This window comes from Arthrobacter sp. KN11-1C (assembly GCF_052180225.1).
In the GTDB taxonomy this organism is placed as follows: domain Bacteria; phylum Actinomycetota; class Actinomycetes; order Actinomycetales; family Micrococcaceae; genus Arthrobacter.
Window position 1 is genome coordinate 793412 of the sequence record NZ_CP197467.1, and the last position, 19405, is coordinate 812816.

Genomic DNA, 19405 nt, shown 5'->3' on the forward strand with positions numbered 1-19405 from the left:
ACCATTGGCTAGACGGTTGTCAGCCCCGGCGGTGGCATAGACGCGGAGTCGTCGCCGTACCGGTACGAGCCCTTAGCTGGCTCTTCGCGGTTGATGGTGAATTGGGTTCCGAGTCTTGAAAGCTGAAGGGCTCGTAGCCCTGCTGTGATGGATGTTCTCTACGCATTCATCGAAGTCAGGAGCTACGAGCCTTGATCGAACCCACTGCCCAGCGCCCGGAGGCTGCCACCGTCATTTTCAATCTGCCCGACTACCGTGTCATCGGGACCGAAGTCCTTGCATTTGGGCAGCGCCGGATCTGCATCGAATTGACGGCTGAGGCCGGCTACCCACCGTGCGGTCGGCGGACCTTCGTTGAGGAGAAGGCACAGGTCCCGCGCCGGGCCCGCTCCACCCGCAGACTCCGTGACGCTCTTGTCAGTGCCGTCATCGCCTCCGGCAGGGCGGTGTCGGAAACGGTCGCGTCCTTCGGGGTCTCGTGGTGGCTGGTCCAGCGGGCCCTCGATACCGCGGCGCGGACGCTTCCTGACGTGGACCCGCTTGCTTCGCGGCTGATGGGCATCGATTAACACCGCCACCGGTCCGTCCGGTTCTTCCGCGACCCCGAAACGAACGCCTGGAAACGGTACGAACCGTGGATGACACGATCGTTGACCTGGACACCGGCCAGATCCTCGGGATCGTGGACGGACGGGACGGGACGGGACGGCGAAGGCGTCAGCGAGTGGCTGTTCGCCCGGCCGCTTCAATGGCGCCTGGGCGTGCGGGATGTCTCGACCGACCCGTCCGCGGCGTTCCGTCAGGCACTGCGGATGTCGCTTCCGCGCACCGTGGTTTCAGTCAATGCGTTTCACCTTGGTCAAGCTGGGCAATGACATGCTTACCGAAGTCCGTCAACGATTGACGCAGCTGACCCAGTGCCGCAAGAACAGCGGCATGAACATCCAGCAGCAGTTCATTCACCACGAACCGTGGAGAGTCCTCAGCTCTTTTTACAAGACGAAACACAACAGCCGTCTCTTGCCCGTTGTCGGTCAGCAGCCGTTTGCGATAGGACTCCGATTGATCGGTACACCCCGCCTAACCGATATCTGTCGGGAGTCGCCAAGTGCGGTCCTTCTGGACGTTTCCGGAAACCAGAGCCTGTTGTATGCCTCCGAAGAACCGAGCTGCCATCTCTTCAGTCGTAAATCTCTTACTGGTCGACCTGCAGGCAGCCTGCATCCCGTGTAGTCGTTGCCTGTCAGTGATCAAGCTCATCAATGCGTCGGCGTAAGACGATTCCTCGTCCGCGGAAACGACGCATGTCTTGCCATCTTCTAGGTATTCAAACTCAGGACCGTGCCAGGGCCAGTCCGTCGTCACAATAGGCCGGCCGACGGCAAAACTATCAACTGCCACGAGTCCGACTCGTCCCGGCATGCAGATCACGTCCGCAGCCGCCATCGCCAGAGCTTTCTCCCTCCCAAACAGCGGACCTAAATATCGAAGCCACGGCTCCGATTTGGCCAGATTTTTGACCGTCTCGCTAAGGTAGCCGCCGCCGACGACCATGAGTCGAAACCGGTCGTCCATTCTGTAGGCGCTTCGACAAGCTTCGAACAGAAAAGGCAGTCTTTTGGACTCGTCAAGACCCCCTATAAAAATTGCGTTCAAGGTGCCCAGCGTATTTTTAGAACGAAAATCCGAGAGTTGAGCCGGTGATACGCCGGCGACATACTCCTCAAGGTCGGTTGTATCAATTGAGTTCTGGACCACGGTGACCCGTGCAGTCGGGAAACCGATTGATACAACCGAATCTCGGGAGGCATCAGTATAGGCGAAGAACCAGTCAGCGGCTTGGGTCAGCCTTGCCATGGCTTGTTTCTTAAACCACGACGGGCTTGTGACAAAGTCTCTGCCGTGACCCCAGAGGCATATCCTCTTACGACGCCATGGTGAAAGAAGAAGCCAGTAGGCGTCGACGTTACGCCTTGCTTGCTCCAAAATGACCATATCGGCTGAGTCTAAAATCGAGCGGACTCGTCGGAAAACCAGCCTCAAATTTGCTATCCTGATTTCCTTTTGAGAGATAGGGATTATAAATTCTGCGGGAACACCGTCTTGGCGCTGATGCTGTTTCTTGTTGGCCACGCCGGCGGCAACTTGAATTTCAACCCCATTTTGGGCACCTAATTCAATTAGGCGCCGGAAAAAAGGAACTCTGTACTGTGGAACGTATTCCTGGAGGATTACTATGGTGGGGGTTGTCATGATTCTCCTAATACGTTCAAGTCTACAAGCTAGGTGTGTCGAGTTCGCAAAAATCAATTTACGGTGAGGTGCGGTACGAAATCGAAAGAGCTGCGGGAAGAGTCGGACGCGGGTGTTCTTTCGCCTTAATTATTCGATCTATTTCGTAGCAGCATTCTTCAAAAGTGCCATTCGAATGCCGGACGCTGTTTCGTTCCAAGTCGGCAAGGTTGCGCCACGGCCTTCAAATCGACCCGCTAGCGCTTTCTCAAGGGCAGCAGCCACGGATTCCGGTTGGGGAAGAGACTCGATGACGTGGTTTCCATGAAGTTGGGCCACTCCGCTGTCGGAGGCGACGATGCATGGAATGCCGAAGTATCCCGCCTCGGCAATGGGCAGCCCAAATCCTTCATCGCTCGACATGAGAGCGATGACGGATGCGTTTTGGACTAGGTCGCGATACCTCCGGTCAGAGACAAATCCCTCAAATACGCACTCCTGATCAACATTCAGTCGGCGTGCGATTTCCTGTAAATGGGATCTCCGTTCTCCCTCAGCTCCCAGCACAAAGAGAGTGCTCGGTGTCTGGTGGTTGGCTTTGCGGCGGGCTATGGCTTCAATCAATAGTTCTGGACGTTTGTTGGTGTTGTGCCCAAAAGTTACCACCAGGGGGCCGGGGTGACTTTGTATCGAATTTGGTTGGCTCCAAAACCTTGGGTGATCCTGACCGTTATTGACGCATATTGAGTTGGCCTCAGGCGAGAAATATTTTGTCTCGGCGAGCGTCTTTGGTGAAATATTTATGACGCAGGCCGCCGTTCGGCAACTATAAGTCCAGAAACGGCGATAAAGTCTATGAACGGATCCGAATTCTTCGGGATTTTTCAAATGGCGCCAGTCATGGACCACTACAAAGCGCTGAGATTTTGGAACAAATGGACTCACAACCGGGCTGATCGATAAAACTGCCTCGAATTTTGAACTCCAATATATCAACGGAACGACAAAGAACTTCTCAAGTAGCCTACTAATTGTCCGATTCCCAGGGAGAGACAATATGCGGAGCGAGAGGCTCGGTTTGAAGGAGTCGTGGAGCCACTGGTCGCCGACTAGGACCAGTTCATCATCAGGGAAGGACTCCTGCCAACCTCGAACCAACTGTTCAGCGTAGAGTCGCATTCCTCCCGATTTAGCAGGTGCTCCCAACAGATCTACTATGAAGCGCATGGATTCCGCAGTCCTCCGAGTCGTAATCTAACTGATATTGAGCGGGCACTAAAGGTGGAAGTAATCGAACAAATGTTGGTCAGGCTGGCTGGATTTCGGCGCAGCCCGCAAAGAGGTTTAATTTTCTCGCCTAGTAGTTGAGAGCTGCGAGGGGCAACATCTGTTCGGTCACCTCAATCGTACCTGCCGTTCCCCTTGTTAGAATGAGCGCTGGAATCTGCCCGTCCGAGAGTCGTTGGGCGCCTAATAGCACGAGCTGACGAATTGGGTTTCGGCGTTCAGACCGCGAGACCCTTGATTCCGTTACAGACGCGGTTTCCTGGTTGGATCGAAGCGAGGTGCCCATCAGTCGTGCCGTTCGCAGGATCACCACTAAAAGCTACCTGACGGGCGACATGGGGCCAGGACTGTAACGCTATCTCCCGCGCTTAGTGAGCATCTTTCCGGGCTTGGGTGTTGACATTCGCGCCTTGTGGATGGTGAGGGTGCGAACAAGTTTTGGAGCATGACGAGTTTTCTTTGACCAATAAGCCTTTTTATCACTTGGTGCAGGCAGGTTTCTGCGAAAAGAGACTCTGCCAAGCCAGATGTGATGGGGAATATCGGATTTGCTGGACCGCTATACTCGTGGCATGACTCGTGGGGAAACACTTCTGACTCCCGGTGGTGAGCGTGATGTGGTTGGGCTCTTGGGTGGTCTGGGCAATCAACTCTTCCAGTACTCCTTCGGACTCTCACTTAGAAAATCGGGCAGGTCGGTCTCTTTCGACGCCTCCGCCCTCCGGTCCGGTGGGAGGAAACTAGAGCTTTCCGCGCTCGTCGCTAGGGACTTACTCCCGCAGGAGCGCTGGCTTCGGTTCGCGCCCTATCCCAGAGGACGATTCGGGAAATCAGGAGAGTTTATTCGGATTTTGCGCAGACCGCGACGGATAGTATTCGAGATGGATAGCGGCCTGCCCGTTTTTCCGATCGAGGAGACACCGTCCTGGTGGTACGGATACTGGCAGTCACCCGAAATGGTCCGGTCGGTCTTACCGGAGCTTAGGCGGACCATGGCAGCCATCATGCCCCAGATTGTCCCTGCCACTGTAGGAATTCATGTCAGGCGGGGCGACTACGTTGGGAACGACTTGTTGCTTTCGCCGGAATACTATCGCGGTGCTCTGAATGAGCTCTTTGCTAAGCACGAACTGGATCCGGTAAAGACACGGGTGGTGGTGTTTTCTGACGATCCGGAATGGTGTGAAAGCTCGTTGTCGTTCGATGTCCCCGTTGACTTTTCGCCGCCGCGGGACACCAAAGAGGATTTTGCCGCCCTCTTGGCGTCTGAATACTTAGTCCTGTCGAGGAGCACCTTCAGCTGGTGGGCAGGAGTGTTACCGGCTCGACCAGAGCGCAACGTTATCTCGCCATTCCCCTATACTCCCTACCCAGAAGCGGTCCTCGACTATTCTGGCTGGCTTCGACATCCCGTGAGCTGACATTCTTATTGCTGTTCCGTCCTAGTGAAGCGGCGAACAAGTCAGCGATGGGGATGTTGAATGAAGTCGAGGTTCCCGACACCTGAACCTGCAACGCGAACTGCGCCGCAAATACAGGAACCTAGTCCTGAGATGACACTGTCAATCTCGGCAAAACGGATCGAGCACGCGTGGACTTTAAGGGCGACCTTTATCCAGCAAGGGAGTCTTCGGTAGTTTAGTCCGAGAGAAGCAGGCTCTTGGGCGCCATGCTCACTGAGCGGCAACTCAGGTGGCATACGTTCGTGACAGGATGGCGTGGAGAAGGTTGGCTCTTACCGCCACGTCGTGGATTGCCTAGCGTCGTCTGAGGTAGTGTTGTCGGGTCTAACCAATTGATAGGGTCAAATCAGGCCTAAATTGTCCGATGCAGCAGAACGTCGAGCCGACAGATCGCTTGTCTGACACCGATCCCGCCGCAACAAGCTGCATTCACTTTCCTTGGCAACTAATCGACATGCCGAGCCAAGTTAGACCCTATTTCGTCCCTGCCTCGGATGTACAACAGCACGTCGAGGACTTTCGTCTTCGAAAATTCTGTCAAATTCGTTCCCACCGTTATCGGGGAGGTCGAAGTCCGGCTCCGTCTCCACGTTCTCTGCCGCAATCCTTTTCGGCTGCTGTGCTGGGCCGGCGCTGTAGTATCCGTATCCATACGAATAGGCGTCTGGACCTTTGGCGGGTAGATGATTCAGTACGATTCCGAGGATGCTCGCATTTACCATCTTCAGCGCAGCCAGAGACTTTTGTAGATCGTGATGTTTGAGTTTTTGCGCTCCAGCAACTACAACGACGCCACCGACATGCTGTGAAAGTACGGCAGCATCAGTGACAGGCAGCAGAGGCGGTGCATCAATAACAACAACATCAAATGTTTCTTCCAGCTGACCTATGAGGAGCTTCATCTGGTCAGAACCCAAGAGCTCGCTCGGGTTGGGGGGAATCTGTCCTGACGCAAGGACGAAAAGCCTGCCCTCGCCCCAAGGTTGCAGAATGTCATCCACGTCTGCAGCCCCGACCAACGCGGTCGTCAGACCGGCATTGCGGTCGAGTCCGAGATACTCGCTTACCATCGGACGACGAAGGTCAGCATCTATGAGACACACGGACTGACCTGATTGGGCCAAGGCGATGGCGAGATTTGTGGCCGTCGTGCTTTTGCCTTCGCCAGGCAACGACGATGTTATGAGAACTGATTGGGCTCGTCCGGCTACATTGGCGAATTGGAGGTTTGTGCGGAGCTGGCGGAAAGATTCCGCTCGAGGACTTTGTGGAGCTGCCTGCGTGAGCAACGGCCTTTTCGTCGCGTCTGAGTCGAATGCAATACCGCCGAGAAGAGGCGCATCGGTTACTCGGCGAAGATCGGCTTCTCCACGAATTCGGTTGTCGAGGCTAGACCTTAAAAATGCTCCACCGACACCTAGGGTGATACCTGCAAGAAGGCCGAGCAACAAGTTCAGGCGCGTGTTGGGCGCAGAGGGGTCTGTAGGCGCCGTCGCGGGTTTGATCACTGAAAGGCTTACCGGGGAAGTGCCGCCAGCCTTAGGCTTTTCGAGGGTGTCGACGGCATTGATCAAACTCGTCGCCACTGCTTTGGCTAGCGCGGCGGCTTGGACTGGTGAGCTGTCAGACACGGAAATGTTAATCAAAACTGTGTTTACGTCGGTGCTGGCAGTAACCCTGCTCGCTAATTCTTTCGCCGTCGTTTGCAGCCCTAGGGCGTCAATGGCCGGCTGAAGGACGATTGGGGAGTCAACCGTCTTCACGTACGACTGGACCCGCGCCTGCCCGAAGGTGTTCCCTTGCTGGAGTTCTTGGATTGATCCTGACCCCTGGATGGCGACGAATAACTGCGTATCGGCCGTATAGACGGGCTTGGCTAAGACAGATGCTGCTCCGCCAATTAGGATGCCAACCAACGTTGCTGAAGCGATCAAAATCCAGCTGCGGCGTAGGATTCGCAAATAGTCGCGTATGTCCAAACCGAGATCCCCCTGTGTCGATTGCTGGGGCAGCCGGTTGGCAAGCACCAGAACGGCAAACTTCGTATGGTTAACTCATTGTACCCGGCCTCAATTGTCGTTTGAGACTGTTGCGACTCGGATTGCTAGGTGGCCGCCCATTTGTCAGTGCGGACCCTGTCCGGAGGCGACCACGCCCGATTGCGCGCGTCTTTTCGGACAAGCCTGGCGTTAAGCGGTTCTTCACGTTCGTGGTGATTGTTCTGCCGTGATGGATGTTCATGCCGCTGTTTTGGCGGCACTGCGCAACAGGATACGCGTTTTGTAGTTGCGTGGGTTGGTGAATCCCCGGACTGGCCGTTTGATGAGTTTGATGGCCGTGGTGTTTGCTTCTACTTTCGCCGTGGTCGCGCCGGTGACACTGAGGACTTCGATTTCCTTCCACCACCGGCAGATCGTGCGCCAGAGCCGTTTCGTTTCCGGCTGCCCGGCTCGTTCGACCAGTCCCTGCATGCGGTCTTTCGCCGCGGCCGCGTCGGCAAGAGACCCAAGGGCGAGCATCGTCCGGAGCTGTTCTTTGACCAGCCAGGCAGCCTGCAGCTTCCCGGTGGCGTCGTCGGTGGCGAACACGGTGCTGAGCCTTTCCGTGCCCGGTCCGAGAGTGTATCGCCGCCGCGCAGGAGCAGCCGCCGGTTGGCCCACACCGGATCGATGGAACGTCCCCGCCGGCCATGGACCTGCTGGGTGAGTCGTTGCCGGACTTCGGTGAGCATGTCGTTGCCGAGCTTGACCAGGTGGAACGCATCTACCGAGACTGCGGTGCGCGGGAGCCACATCCGCAGGGCCTTGCGGAATGCCGCTGACGGGTCGATCGCGACGACCTGCACGCCCAGGCGCCACTGCAGGGGCCGGGCGAACAGCCAGTCTCCGACGCCCTCGCTGTCGCGGCCGTCCACGATCCCGAGCACTTGTCCGGTGTCCAGATCGACAATGGTGGTCATCCAGGGTTCGTACCGTTTCCAGGCGTTCGTTTCGGGGTCGCGGAAGAACCGCACAGACCGGTAGCGGTGTTCGTCGATGCCGAGCATCCGTGGCGCGAGGGCATCCACGTCAGGCAGTGTCAGCGCCGCAGAGTCCAGGGCCCGCTGGACCAGCCACCATGAGACGCCGAACGAGGAGGCCGCTTCCGCGGCGGCCCGTCCGGATCCGATCACGGCGGCCACGAGGGCGTCGCGGAGCCGGCGGGTGGACCGGGCGCGGCGCGGGACCTGGGTGGTCTCCTCGGCGAATGTCCTGAGGGGGCACAGATACTCATCGCAGAAGAATCTCCGCTTGGACCAGATCACTTCGACCGGGCCGGCGACGGGGATGTCACGCACACGTTGGGGCCGGCGTGAATGCACGCGGGCGATGATGACGCCGCACGACGGACAGCCGGCCTCGGCAGTGGCTTCGACGCGGACCCGCCGCTGCCCGAAAGCGAGGATCTCACTGTCGGTGACGCGGTAGTCGAGCAGATTGAAGAGGGCGGTGGCAGCATCGGGGCGCGGGGAAGTAGGCTCGTAGCTCCTGACTCTTGATGAATGCGTAGAGAACATCCATCACAGCAGGGCTACGAGCCCTTCAGCTTTCAAGACACGGAATCCGTTTCACCACGAACCACGGAGAGCCCTTTAAGCCCAAGTTGAAACGACGGTGTTGCAGCGGCGGACCCCTAAGTTCCAGTTGTCAGCCGCACTAGAATTGCTTGGTCAGAGGGTCGTGACTTTTCGGACGGTCGGCCCGTTAGGTTCAGCGGACCTGCTCGACCACCGCGGTTGCAAAGTAGGGCTGAGCCGCCCCCGTCATCGAAACCAACAATGTCCTCCGGGAGAGGCTCTTTAGTGTTCTTACATGTGTCGTGTGATAGCCGATACTTAATCAGGGACGTTCAGAAACATCAAAATGGAGGACGCTTTGCCGGGCTACGTAGACATCAACCCCTACCGAAAGACCGCTCGGAAACGGTTCAAGTTCGGCGGTCTGGTGGTCTTGCTACTGGTGACGGCTGGAGTGGTCTACCTAGCCTTAGCTCGTTAATCCTCGGATGTCCCTCGAGCACTACGTCATGGGCTTGGCAATCATTCTGGACTCCTGTGCATCGCGGGAGCACCTGGCATACTGATCCTCGCCGTTCGGAGACGGGGCAATGACCAGGGGGATTCCTCATACTTGCTGCGCACCCGCGATGAGGTGCGCCTGTCCGACGATGTAGTTGAAGGGCTGCGGAATCGGCACTTAATCCTCCCCGCAACCGCGCCCGGCCACTCGCCGCCTACCGCGTATCCAGATCTTCGAACACCAAAAACGTCTGCGTATCCTGCACGCCTGGCATCGACTGCAGCTGATCGAAAATGACCCTGCGCAGGTGGATGTTGTCAGTTGCGCGGACCAGCAGGATGACGTCGAAATCGCCGCCCACCAGCGCAATGTGCTGCACCTCCGGAATGAGCCTCAGCTCTTCACGGAGCTCGCGCCAGGAGTGCTGCTGCACCTTGAGCGTGACGTAGGCCGATGACTTCAAGCCGGCCTTGATGGGGTCCACCAGCGCAGTGAACTTGGTGAGCACGCCTTCGCCCGTCAGCCGGGAAATTCTCGAATACGCGTGGGCCCGGCTGATGTGGACGTTTTCCGCCACTTGGGTGACCGACATCCGGCCGTCCCGCGTCAGCTCGGCAATGATGTCCCTGTCTACTTGGTCAAGAGGAACCTCCGCCTGATCCGCTTCCACCTCGGCCATCGCATCTCCAATTCGTCTTCAGCGTGCGCCCGTTAGCCAGCTCACATTCGCGATTTGTCTTCCAGACTAGAGGTTTCCGGCAAGCTTTTCCACGATTGTGGCCAGAGCTGGATACGAAACTTCTCTAGGGAACATACTGGTGATAAATAGTGGATACAGAAGGACGGACCAATGACGATCTCCGCGGACCATGAGGCCCAGGGTCTGGCTGACGCTCGGCCGGACGAAACCGAAGCCAACGACCAAGCTTCCGAAGTGCGGCGCAAGTTCGGAATCAGCGTGGAAGACTACATGCTGCCTGCCCGCCATCAGATTCAGATGGTCGATCCTTCTGGCGTGCTCAAGCCCGAAGCTGAGCAGGGCACTGAACCCGGTCACGAATATCCCATCCCTGGCGATGCGGAACTCATGGCTGCTTACGAACAGCTCGTCGTCGGGCGCCGCGTCAATGACCAGAACTCCGCCCTCGTCCGGCAGGGCCGCATGGCGGTTTACCCGTCTAGCCACGGCCAGGAGGCCTGCCAGGTAGCGGCCGCTCTGTGCCTCCGCGAAGGCGACTGGCTGTTCCCCACCTATCGTGATGCCGTAGCAGTCATGTCCAAGGGTGTCGACCCTGTGGAGACCATGACCATTTTCCGCGGCGATTGGCACGGCGGCTACGACCCCACCAAGCACAAGGTCGGTATCCAGTGCACGCCGCTGACCACTCAGCTGCTCCACGGCGTCGGAGTTGCCCATGCGGCCAAACTCCGCGGCGAAGACACCGTAGTGCTGGCCATGTGCGGCGACGGTGCCACGAGCGAGGGGGACTTCCACGAAGCCCTCAACTTCGCGGCCGTCTTCCACCTGCCCGTCATCTTCTTCGTACAGAACAACAAGTACGCGATCTCTGTGCCTCTGAGCCAACAGTCTGTGGCGCCGTCGCTGGCGCACAAGGCCGTCGGCTACGGCATGGCCGGCGAACGCGTTGACGGCAACGACCTGGTCGCGTTGCTCGCCGTGCTGGACCGGGCAGTGAAGCTGGCCCGCGAAGGCTCCGGCCCGCTCCTGATCGAGGCCCATACCTACCGCATGCAGGCGCACACCAACGCCGACGACGCCACCCGCTACCGGGAGGACAGCGAAGTGGCCGAATGGACCGCCAAGGACCCCATCAGCCGCATGACGTCCTATCTCACCGACCGTGGACTCCTCGACGACGAAGGTTCCTCCCGGATCGCGGCGAAGGCCGAGACCGTTGCCTCGCAACTTCGCGAAGGCCTGGGTGAAGACGTACCGGTAGACCCGCAGAATCTCTTCCGCTACGTCTTCTCGACACCCACTCCGCAACTGAAGGAGCAGTCCGCCCTGCTCGCCGACGAACTCGCCCGTGAGGCATCCAACCAGAAGGAGGCAGGCAAGTGAGCCCCGCCGTCACAACATCCTCTGCCGCCACTGAACACGCTGCAACAGGCGACGTCAGCTCCGCGACCGCAAGTGCGGCAGCCAGCGCAGCAGCAGTCGCCGAAGCCTCCGGTCCGCAGACCATCACCATGGCAAAGGCTCTCAACACCGCGATGGCAGACGCCATGGAGGCCGACTCCTCCGTTCTGGTATTCGGTGAAGACGTAGGCCGCCTGGGTGGCGTCTTCCGGATCACCGACGGCCTTATGGCCAAATTCGGAGAACAGCGGTGCTTCGATACCCCACTTGCTGAATCCGGCATCGTGGGTATGGCCGTGGGTATGGCCATGAACGGAATGCGTCCCGTGATCGAGATGCAGTTCGACGCTTTCGCCTACCCGGCCTTCGAGCAGATCGTCAGCCACGTCGCCAAGATGCACAATCGCACCAAGGGTGCAGTGAAGCTGCCCATGGTCATCCGCGTCCCGTATGCCGGCGGTATCGGCGGCGTAGAGCACCACTGCGACTCCTCCGAGTCCTACTACGCCCACACCGCAGGCCTGAAGGTCTTCACGCCGGCGACCGTAGCGGACGGCTACCGCATGCTCCGCGAGGCTATCGATTCCGACGATCCCGTCATGTTCATGGAACCCAAGAAGCTCTACTGGTCCAAGGATCAGGTGGACATGGGCGCTCTGCGCGCCGAGCACGACACGAATGCTACGACAGGATCCAGCAGCGAGGGCCGCGCCGCCGTCGCGCGCCCCGGAACTGATGCAACGCTTATCGCTTACGGCCCCTCGGTCCCGACGGCGCTGGCCGCTGCCGCTGCGGCCGCTGAAGAGGGCCGCAGCCTCGAAGTGATTGATGTCCGCTCGATCGTGCCCTTCGACGACGAAACCGTCTGCGCATCGGTGCGCAAGACCGGCCGCGCTGTCGTCATCGCCGAGGCTCACGGCTTCGCGTCCGTATCTTCCGAAATTGTTGCCCGGGTGCAGGAACGCTGCTTCCATTACCTGGCCGCGCCGATCCGCCGCGTGACCGGCTTCGATGTCCCATACCCGGCTCCGAAGCTGGAGCACTACTACTTGCCAAGCGTCGACCGCATCCTCGACGCCGTTGACGACCTTCAATGGGAGAACTAACCATGAGCGCAGAAATGCAGGTGTTCCTGCTTCCGGACCTGGGCGAGGGTCTCACTGAGGCCGAACTCGTCAACTGGCTTGTTGCAGTCGGTGACGAGATCCGCGTGGACCAGCCGATTGCTGAGGTTGAGACCGCCAAGTCCATGGTGGAAGTGCCCTCGCCCTACGCAGGCATTGTCGCCGTGCTGCATGGCGAAGCCGGCCAGACGCTCGATGTCGGGAAGCCGCTCATCTCGGTGGCTCCTGTTGGCGCTTCGCTTGCTGCTGAACCCGAGCCTTTGGAAGAAGAGGTCTCCGAGGCACCCGCGGCCGCCGCTGCCGCCGAGACCTACCGGACCGAGGAGAAAGCCGGATCGGGGAACGTCCTTATCGGCTACGGAACATCCGGAGGTGGCGAGGCTCGCCGCACCCGGCCGAGGAAGGTGTCTGCCGGTTCCGCCGTTGCGGTGACCTCGGAGCCCGACTTTGCCGAACTCTCGTTGTCCCGTACGCGGATTCCGGGAAAGCTTTCTGCCGTGATTTCTCCGCTGGTGCGGAAGATGGCCCGGGACCATGGGGTCTCGTTGGACGCGGTGCCTGGTTCGGGGGAGAGCGGGCTCATCCTGCGTCGCGATATTGAGGCCGCCATCGGAGGCGCCACGCGCGAGACCGCACCCGTTGAGGTGCCCGCCGTTGTCCAGCCATCCGCCGGAGTCCAGGATGCGCGTACCGGTTTGACCGTGGCTTCGCGCACTCCGGTCCGCGGGATACGGAAGGCTGTTGCGGCCAACATGACCCGCAGCCGTTCAGAGATCCCGGAGGCAACTGTCTGGGTAGACGTCGACGCCACCGCGCTCCTTGAGATGCGAGCCGAACTCAAGAAGCGCGATCCGCACGGCGCTCCCGGGCTGCTCGCGTTCATCGCTCGTTTTGTCACAGCTGGGCTAAAAAAATTCCCCGAGCTGAACACCCGGTTTGTCACGGCCGAGGATACTGCCGGCGGTGAAATGCAGGAGATCATCGCATTCGACGGCATCAACCTTGGCTTCGCCGCACAGACGGACCGCGGGCTCGTGGTTCCCTCAGTCCGCAACGCCCACCTGTTGAATGCCCGCGAACTCGATACCGAAATCCGCCGGCTCACCGCCGTTGCACGTGAGGGCAAGGCAACACCAACTGAGTTGGCCAGCGGCACCTTCACTTTGAACAACTACGGCGTGTTCGGCGTTGACGGTTCCGCCGCGATCATCAACTACCCCGAGGTAGCGATGCTCGGCGTTGGCCGCATCATCGACAAGCCTTGGGTGGTGGACGGGCAGCTTGCTGTCCGGAAGGTCACCGAGCTGACGCTGGCTTTTGATCACAGGATATGTGACGGGGAAACGGCTGCGGGTTTCCTTAGGTATGTTGCGGACGCGATCGAGAACCCGGGGACGGTGCTGGCGGATTTGTAGAGGACGGATAGACGAGGTGGCTGCAAAAGCTGCCTTTGGTGAATTCTGAAGTTTGCCATGAATTCACCGATTCAGTCGGCCGTATCCACCTGAACGCAAATTCATAGTCCTCTGCTGTAGAGATGATCAGTGGTCGGTCAATGGTTCGACCGACCACTGGACTCGCATGGCGACACGCGGAAGCGCGCCGGATAGGGTCACATAGCTAGTTTCGTGGCCGTTTGTTTGCGGCGCGATCAAAATCTGCTCTCTGGGGGAAATCATGACTGTCGACGCTGCACGGTCGCGCTCATCGCGTCTAGACAACTTGACTGGCTTGCGTTTCTATGCGGCGGTGGTGGTCGTGATGCTCCACGTAACAAGAATTTATGCACCGATCCCAGTCGTCAGTGATCTGTTCGCCGAGGGCAGCGTCGGCGTCAGCTTCTTCTTTGTTCTTTCCGGGTTTGTTTTGACTTGGTCTCGACGGGAAGCTCAGCGATCCACGCCTTTCTTTAGGAACCGTTTCGCCCGGGTCTACCCACTCCACCTGCTGACCTGGGTGGCCATCGGGGTGGTGATCTTGCTCAGCGGGCAAACCATCAGTCCGCTGACGGCCATTGCAACGCTGTTTATGTTGCAGGCCTGGGTGCCCCTGGAGTCCGTCTATTTTGGAATGAATGGCCCCAGTTGGTCCCTCTCGGACGAGGCGTTCTTCTACGCTCTGTTTCCATGGATCTCGCGGCGGATCACCGCTGCCAGTCGATCCAAAGTCCTTCTAGGCTGCCTGGGTCTTTATTTCGGGATTGCTTTCATAACTCTCGTAGGGCACGTGCTGATTCGCGGCGGTCCAACCGTCGCGTTCTTCTATGTAAGTCCGCTCTACAGGCTCTGGGAATTTATCCTCGGAATCGTCCTAGCGGTGTTCGTTAAGGCCGGGTGGCGACTTCGACTTGGACTTCGGTCAGCCGGTGCCATCACAGTGCTGTGCTATTTTGGCACAGTCGGATTGTCTGTTGGGATAACGCAGAGGATCGGGCCTCTCGCGCAGTTTGGAATGAAGTCCCTTCCTTCCGATTTGGCTTCACTGATAATGATTCCGGCATTCATGCTACTCATTGCTGCTGCGGCGACAGCGGAACTTAGTGGCAGGACATCGCACTTGAGATCGCCCATGTTCGTTCGCCTCGGTCAGTGGTCATTCGCCCTTTACCTTAGCCACCTTGTCTTGGTGACCGGACTAAGTATCATCCTTCCCCATACCGACTCCCCTTCACTGAATGCCATTAAGGCGACAGCTACTCTCGCAGCGGCTATTTTCATTTCCGGAATCCTCTATCAATATGTAGAGCATCCCTTGAACCAACGGTTAAGGGCGCGCATGCCCGGTTCGCCCGCACCCGACCGTCAAACGCTCGTCAAGTAAAAGGGGACCATACGGCCGTCCGGGTTCTCTGTTCAGCGGACAGTATCGGCTCACGGGCACTTTGATAGCCACTTGTTCGTCGTCCGGCGCCTACACTTGGGGCATGACTTTTGGGGGAAACATGAAACGGGTATTTGTTATTGTCTTGGCCCATGATGCCGAGCCGTGGCGGACAATCCAGGAGGACGGGCAGAAGCGAACCTGGGCAGCAGACCCCGACGTGCCCGTGCGGTGGCTCCATGGCCAGAGCAGCGGGCTGGTGCGGTTCGCTGCTCGCGCCATCCCCACGATGCTCCGCGGCTCCGCGGTGACTGCATTCTACAATCTTGTTGGTAAATGGGTGGCCTCAAGGCGTGTTCGGACAGTGGGGGATCGGATTGAAACCAGCACCCCAGAGACGTATCTAATGACAAATGCAAAGACAGTGGCTGCGTTCCGCCATATTCTGGACACAGAGGACTTTGATTACATTCTCCGTACCAACACTTCTAGCTACGTGAATCTGCCCCTGCTGCAGCGCTTCGTTCAGAGCCTGCCGAATACGGGCTATTACGGAGGCACGCTCTGGGAGAAGAACGGAATGACGTATGTCACCGGGACATCCATTCTGCTCAGCCGTGAGATGGTCGAGCACGCCGCATATGACAAAGAGTGGGACTTCGATCTTATTGATGACCTCGCCTTGGGCCGATCAATGGAAAGGGCAGGCGTGTCGCCCCGTCCGATACCGAGAGTTGACGCTTGCACCGCTGAAGCGCTGCAGTCACTAACTTTCGCCGCGGTTTCGTCTACCTTCATCATTCGGTGCCGCGGTGCCGGAGACCGGGGGCACGACATTGCCGCTATGAGTCGGGTCCACGAGTTATTGGGGCGTGGTCCTGCCTATGTAGATCCGTGTGCTCACGACCGTGCACAACCCGACTGAGTTGATCGGATGTCCACAAAGAGCAGGTAAACGCCACTTCTAAACTGCTTCAGGTGGCAAACCGTAGCTTGACTCTATGAATAATGGGGGGTCTGTTCCGGATGGCGACGTAAGCGTCGTCGGAGAACACGTCAGGATCTGTTCGTCTATCTCGGGCTCGTAATGCTGTTCGCGCTTGCCTCTGTTGTGGCAACTGCCGCGCTCACTCATTGATTCTTTAGCACTCCGGATGGACCGCAACCTTGACGAAGGCCGCTGTCTGGTAGAGGTATTGATACGCCCAGGAATAGGTAGCGTTTGTCCAGGAGAACATTGGCAAGCTCCTCCGGTCGGTGACCATGTGCAGGTCTCCTGTGTAGCAGCGGCTGACGATCACCCGGGCGCGGGTCACATGGAACTGAGCTGTGAGGACGTTAGCGCTCTTCCAGCCATACTGTTCGGACAGGTCCCTTAGTGTCCGCGCCTCACCCTGAGTCGTGAACGGTTCCGAGTGGAAGCAGATAACTCGGTACGAGCGCTGAGCGCCGCATATATCCGCCGTGAATCTGCCGTCCTTCCCCACCGGGCTTGAGACAGCAATCGTCGGTGCATACCCCTGCTGCATCAGTTGTTCGGCATAGACCATGCGTTGGTCCGGCGGCCCCAGGACGAACAACACGTCAGCGTGTTTCGGTTCGTCAGCAGGCGGGGCCACGTACAGAAAGATGCCAGCAACGGCCCAGAAGATCGCCAAGGCTGCGATGACAACAAACGACCGGAAGAAGAGACGTTTCTTTCGGGAAGGCGCAGTGGCCTGTGTTTCGTGATCGCGGAGAAGGGTCATACCGTCCTCTTACCAATGCGGGGATACGGGCGGCAGCGCTGCACTGGATCTAAGACTACTATCTGCTGGCGAAGAGACCCATCGGCAGACTCATGGAAGGACCACCCGGAGGACGACGTTGTCGCTGTCCGCCCTGAGTGTTACTTCCTCGGACAGGGCCTGAAGCGTCGTCATCCCGAGGCTGGGGCGAACCGGGCCTCGGAGCCGGCCAGTTGAACTGATGGATATGTGAATGGCTCCGGGGTCCGCCGCCGCTCGCGTTGGGCCCGGCTCTGGGACCGACATCGTGACCCGGACATTGTTTCGTTCACCGTGGCGGATGGCATTGGTAAAGCCTTCTGAGAGTACTTCGATGATTGCCTCGGCCCTGGCGGGGTCCTCGTCGCACAACGCCCATACCCTAGGGTCAATGTCGCACGACAGCTTCAGCACGCGCCCCCAAGTACTCAGCAGTTCTTGGACGCTGGATGCTGCACGCGGCTCCTGCCCGGGCGACTCGCCCAGGATCTCACTCTCCGCAGTAGCCACGGCACGCGTGAGGATGTCCCTGACGTCTTGCGGGGAAAGATCCTCTTCGGGGTCGTTCCTTCCGGAGCCGGCCAGGGCGAGGGCGCTCGAAACCAGGTTTCCCTGAAGCTTAGTGTGCAGGATTCTGGCCACCCTCCGGCGGGTGTGAAGCAGCTTCTGCTGCCCGCGGTCGGCTAACTTGAGTTGCTCGTTCAGCGAGCTTGCCAGCCTGACCTCATGCCGCCGTCGTCGGCGTTCGGCAGCTCGAAGAACCGCCACAGTGAGCGCAGTCAGCGGATAGGCCCAGATGGCGGCCCAAAAGAAGAACGGGACATAGCCGAACGCCTCCTGGAGCAGGCAGGTCACCGACGCGCCAATTGCGGCTGTGCCCGCATAGCAAAGAGTCATTGCGGAAATTCGCTGCAGCGGACTGGTGATCCTCCGTACCGTCCGGGCCGTCACGGCGTTCCCGATGAGCAGGATGGCCCCTCCGACAACCCACTGAACCAGCAGGAAGAGGAGGTCGTATTCCGTCAGCAGGCGCACTGAGATGAGTGATTCGAAGAGCAGCACAGGCAATGCGAGCGGTGCAGGCCGGATCAAATCCGTGAGTCGCTCGGTGCGTTCTGCACGGGAAGGCGGCTGCCGCGGAGGGGCCGTCGCGGGCGGCAAAGGTGTGTGGTCGTGGAAGAGCTGGTGGCTCATCGGGCGGACGACGTCATCGGAGATCGTCCGCAGCAGGCGTGAGGCCCCGGCTCTGTCAAGGGCTGTCCCCATCCCGGCACTGAGGACCGTGTCGAGGCGCTTGGAGAGTTCGGTGACATAGTCGGAACGGATCGAGCGCAAGCGGTGCTCATCGAAGCCGAGCTGCGCCTCGATCGCAGCCCGAGCCTCGCGGAGCCGGCGTTCGAGTACGGCGTGCCCGCGGATCGAGTCTGTCAGCATCGCGCTCGCCGAGAGGAAGACCAAGGCTGCCCCGACGTTGATGAGGACACGGGCCCAAAGATCTTCACTGAGGTCGGCGATGTTCAGGGCCTGCGCGGACCAAGCCACCAGGAGAGGGCGGCAGGCGCCGAGGAACGCGAAGGTGCCGAACGCCGTCGTGATCCTGCCTTTGAGGCTTGGGCGCGCCGTGATCAAGGGGCGGAGAAGCATCCCCAAAAGACCGAGCAGGACGTGCACGACGAACACAACCGCAGTGCCGGAACTTTCCGCAGCCAGCGGGACCGATCTCGTCCCAGCGAGCGTGACCGATCCGGCGAACATGTTCATGACCGTCAGCGCCAACGGTAAGGTCAGAAGCCACGACCAGAAGCTCAGGGCATTGCTACCGCCGATACCCCGGGCCCAGAGCGCAGGGGAGCGGCCGCTCATGCATCGCTATCGGCAGGGGCCGGCAACCCAAACGTGCGCGCGTACAGCGTTGCCGCGGCAACCCGAGGATTGACGCCAGGATTCCGTGTGAGGCCAAGGGCCTCGAAGGTGCGGGACACGGCCTTCTCCACGGAGCGCATACTGCTTCCCCGCTGTTTGGCGATTTCAGCGTTCGACCAGCCCTCCGCGATCAAGCGCAGGATATCCAGCTGCACGCGGGTCAGGGTGCCGATCTTCGCGGCGTCCGACGCCGCAGGGGGAGTCACGGTGACGGGAAGCTCCACGAGGGTCGAGTTCACCGCACTGATGAGGCCGTCCACGGAGTCAAGGGACGACTTGTTGACGAAGGTTGACCCCGCCGGCAACTCGGAAAAGGGAGCTTCCGACGGATAGTTGGTAAGGAAAACGATCGCGCACCCGGGGGAGAGGGACCTCGCGACGTGCGCGAGTTCGACGCCGTTAGGCCGGGTTCCCAGATCGATGTCAGTCACAAGAACATCAGGATCGACGTCGGTGAACATGGATATGGCCTCGGACGCCGACGCGCAGTCATGCACGTCGAATTCCGCGCCCCTCAACGCATCGGCCACAAGCCCCCGCATGAACGGCTGATCTTCGACAACCAGCACCCGCCGAACCCACCCCATAGCCCCCATGGTTGAAGGCTATCCGAGCGCGCCCTTCGATTCAC

16 protein-coding genes and 1 pseudogene are annotated in these 19405 nt (G+C 59.3%); 8 read left to right on the forward strand and 9 right to left on the reverse strand.

Features of this window, described 5'->3' with window-relative positions; all coding sequences use genetic code 11:
• Window positions 1–191 precede the first annotated feature (191 nt).
• Window positions 192–569: a hypothetical protein gene (locus ACSBOX_RS03765; RefSeq protein WP_442544873.1), complete on the forward strand. Its 378-nt coding sequence runs from the start codon at window positions 192–194 to the stop codon at window positions 567–569.
• A 69-nt stretch (window positions 570–638) separates the two neighbouring features.
• Entirely contained in the window at window positions 639–875 is a 237-nt protein-coding gene (locus ACSBOX_RS03770; RefSeq protein WP_442544874.1) for a transposase, read from the forward strand.
• Here the strand turns inward: ACSBOX_RS03770 and ACSBOX_RS03775 are convergent.
• From ACSBOX_RS03775 to ACSBOX_RS03785, 3 genes are all read right to left on the reverse strand, one after another.
• The gene (locus ACSBOX_RS03775; RefSeq protein WP_442546100.1) at window positions 841–966 is read right to left on the reverse strand and encodes a hypothetical protein; all 126 of its coding nucleotides are present in this window, start codon (window positions 964–966) and stop codon (window positions 841–843) included. The two genes, ACSBOX_RS03770 and ACSBOX_RS03775, sit on opposite strands and share 35 nt — an antisense overlap.
• 114 nt (window positions 967–1080) lie before the next feature.
• Window positions 1081–2253, reverse strand: coding sequence for a glycosyltransferase family 4 protein (locus ACSBOX_RS03780; RefSeq protein ID WP_442544875.1), 1173 nt, complete (start codon window positions 2251–2253; stop codon window positions 1081–1083).
• A gap of 138 nt (window positions 2254–2391) precedes the next feature.
• A complete protein-coding gene (locus ACSBOX_RS03785) occupies window positions 2392–3459 on the reverse strand; it encodes a glycosyltransferase (protein WP_442544876.1) in 1068 nt (355 codons plus the stop codon).
• A gap of 1016 nt (window positions 3460–4475) precedes the next feature.
• On the opposite strand from ACSBOX_RS03785, the gene ACSBOX_RS03790 reads away from it, so the two are divergent.
• Window positions 4476–4940 (forward strand): alpha-1,2-fucosyltransferase, encoded by a 465-nt coding sequence (locus ACSBOX_RS03790; RefSeq protein ID WP_442545953.1) that lies wholly within the window; start codon window positions 4476–4478, stop codon window positions 4938–4940.
• 509 nt (window positions 4941–5449) lie between these two features.
• On the opposite strand, the gene ACSBOX_RS03795 is transcribed toward ACSBOX_RS03790, so the two are convergent.
• From ACSBOX_RS03795 to ACSBOX_RS03805, 3 genes and pseudogenes are all read right to left on the reverse strand, one after another.
• Window positions 5450–6961: a polysaccharide biosynthesis tyrosine autokinase gene (locus ACSBOX_RS03795; protein WP_442544877.1), complete on the reverse strand. Its 1512-nt coding sequence runs from the start codon at window positions 6959–6961 to the stop codon at window positions 5450–5452.
• Between the two features lie 258 nt (window positions 6962–7219).
• Window positions 7220–8538: pseudogene (locus tag ACSBOX_RS03800) on the reverse strand (ISL3 family transposase).
• Between the two features lie 716 nt (window positions 8539–9254).
• Entirely contained in the window at window positions 9255–9719 is a 465-nt protein-coding gene (locus ACSBOX_RS03805) for an Lrp/AsnC family transcriptional regulator (RefSeq protein WP_234748882.1), read from the reverse strand.
• Between the two features lie 171 nt (window positions 9720–9890).
• Between ACSBOX_RS03805 and ACSBOX_RS03810 the strand changes: the two genes are divergently transcribed.
• The 5 genes from ACSBOX_RS03810 to ACSBOX_RS03830 all read left to right on the forward strand — a co-directional run bounded on the left by ACSBOX_RS03810 (window position 9891) and on the right by ACSBOX_RS03830 (window position 16010).
• Window positions 9891–11123, forward strand: coding sequence for a thiamine pyrophosphate-dependent dehydrogenase E1 component subunit alpha (locus tag ACSBOX_RS03810; RefSeq protein WP_442544878.1), 1233 nt, complete (start codon window positions 9891–9893; stop codon window positions 11121–11123).
• On the forward strand, window positions 11120–12247 hold the full coding sequence (locus ACSBOX_RS03815) for an alpha-ketoacid dehydrogenase subunit beta (protein ID WP_442544879.1): 1128 nt from the start codon (window positions 11120–11122) through the stop codon (window positions 12245–12247). The genes ACSBOX_RS03810 and ACSBOX_RS03815 overlap by 4 nt, the downstream gene beginning before the upstream one ends.
• A gap of 2 nt (window positions 12248–12249) precedes the next feature.
• Window positions 12250–13680: a dihydrolipoamide acetyltransferase family protein gene (locus tag ACSBOX_RS03820; protein WP_442544880.1), complete on the forward strand. Its 1431-nt coding sequence runs from the start codon at window positions 12250–12252 to the stop codon at window positions 13678–13680.
• 262 nt (window positions 13681–13942) lie between these two features.
• Window positions 13943–15085 (forward strand): acyltransferase family protein, encoded by a 1143-nt coding sequence (locus ACSBOX_RS03825; protein ID WP_442544881.1) that lies wholly within the window; start codon window positions 13943–13945, stop codon window positions 15083–15085.
• A gap of 103 nt (window positions 15086–15188) precedes the next feature.
• On the forward strand, window positions 15189–16010 hold the full coding sequence (locus ACSBOX_RS03830) for a hypothetical protein (protein ID WP_442544882.1): 822 nt from the start codon (window positions 15189–15191) through the stop codon (window positions 16008–16010).
• A 217-nt stretch (window positions 16011–16227) separates the two neighbouring features.
• Here the strand turns inward: ACSBOX_RS03830 and ACSBOX_RS03835 are convergent, their stop codons facing one another.
• From ACSBOX_RS03835 to ACSBOX_RS03845, 3 genes are all read right to left on the reverse strand, one after another.
• The gene (locus ACSBOX_RS03835; protein WP_442544883.1) at window positions 16228–16833 is read right to left on the reverse strand and encodes a YdcF family protein; all 606 of its coding nucleotides are present in this window, start codon (window positions 16831–16833) and stop codon (window positions 16228–16230) included.
• 90 nt (window positions 16834–16923) lie between these two features.
• Window positions 16924–18714, reverse strand: a complete 1791-nt coding sequence (locus ACSBOX_RS03840; protein ID WP_442544884.1) for a hypothetical protein — start codon at window positions 18712–18714, stop codon at window positions 16924–16926.
• Entirely contained in the window at window positions 18711–19370 is a 660-nt protein-coding gene (locus tag ACSBOX_RS03845; protein WP_442544885.1) for a response regulator, read from the reverse strand. The genes ACSBOX_RS03840 and ACSBOX_RS03845 overlap by 4 nt, the downstream gene beginning before the upstream one ends.
• Between the last annotated feature and the right edge of the window lie 35 nt (window positions 19371–19405).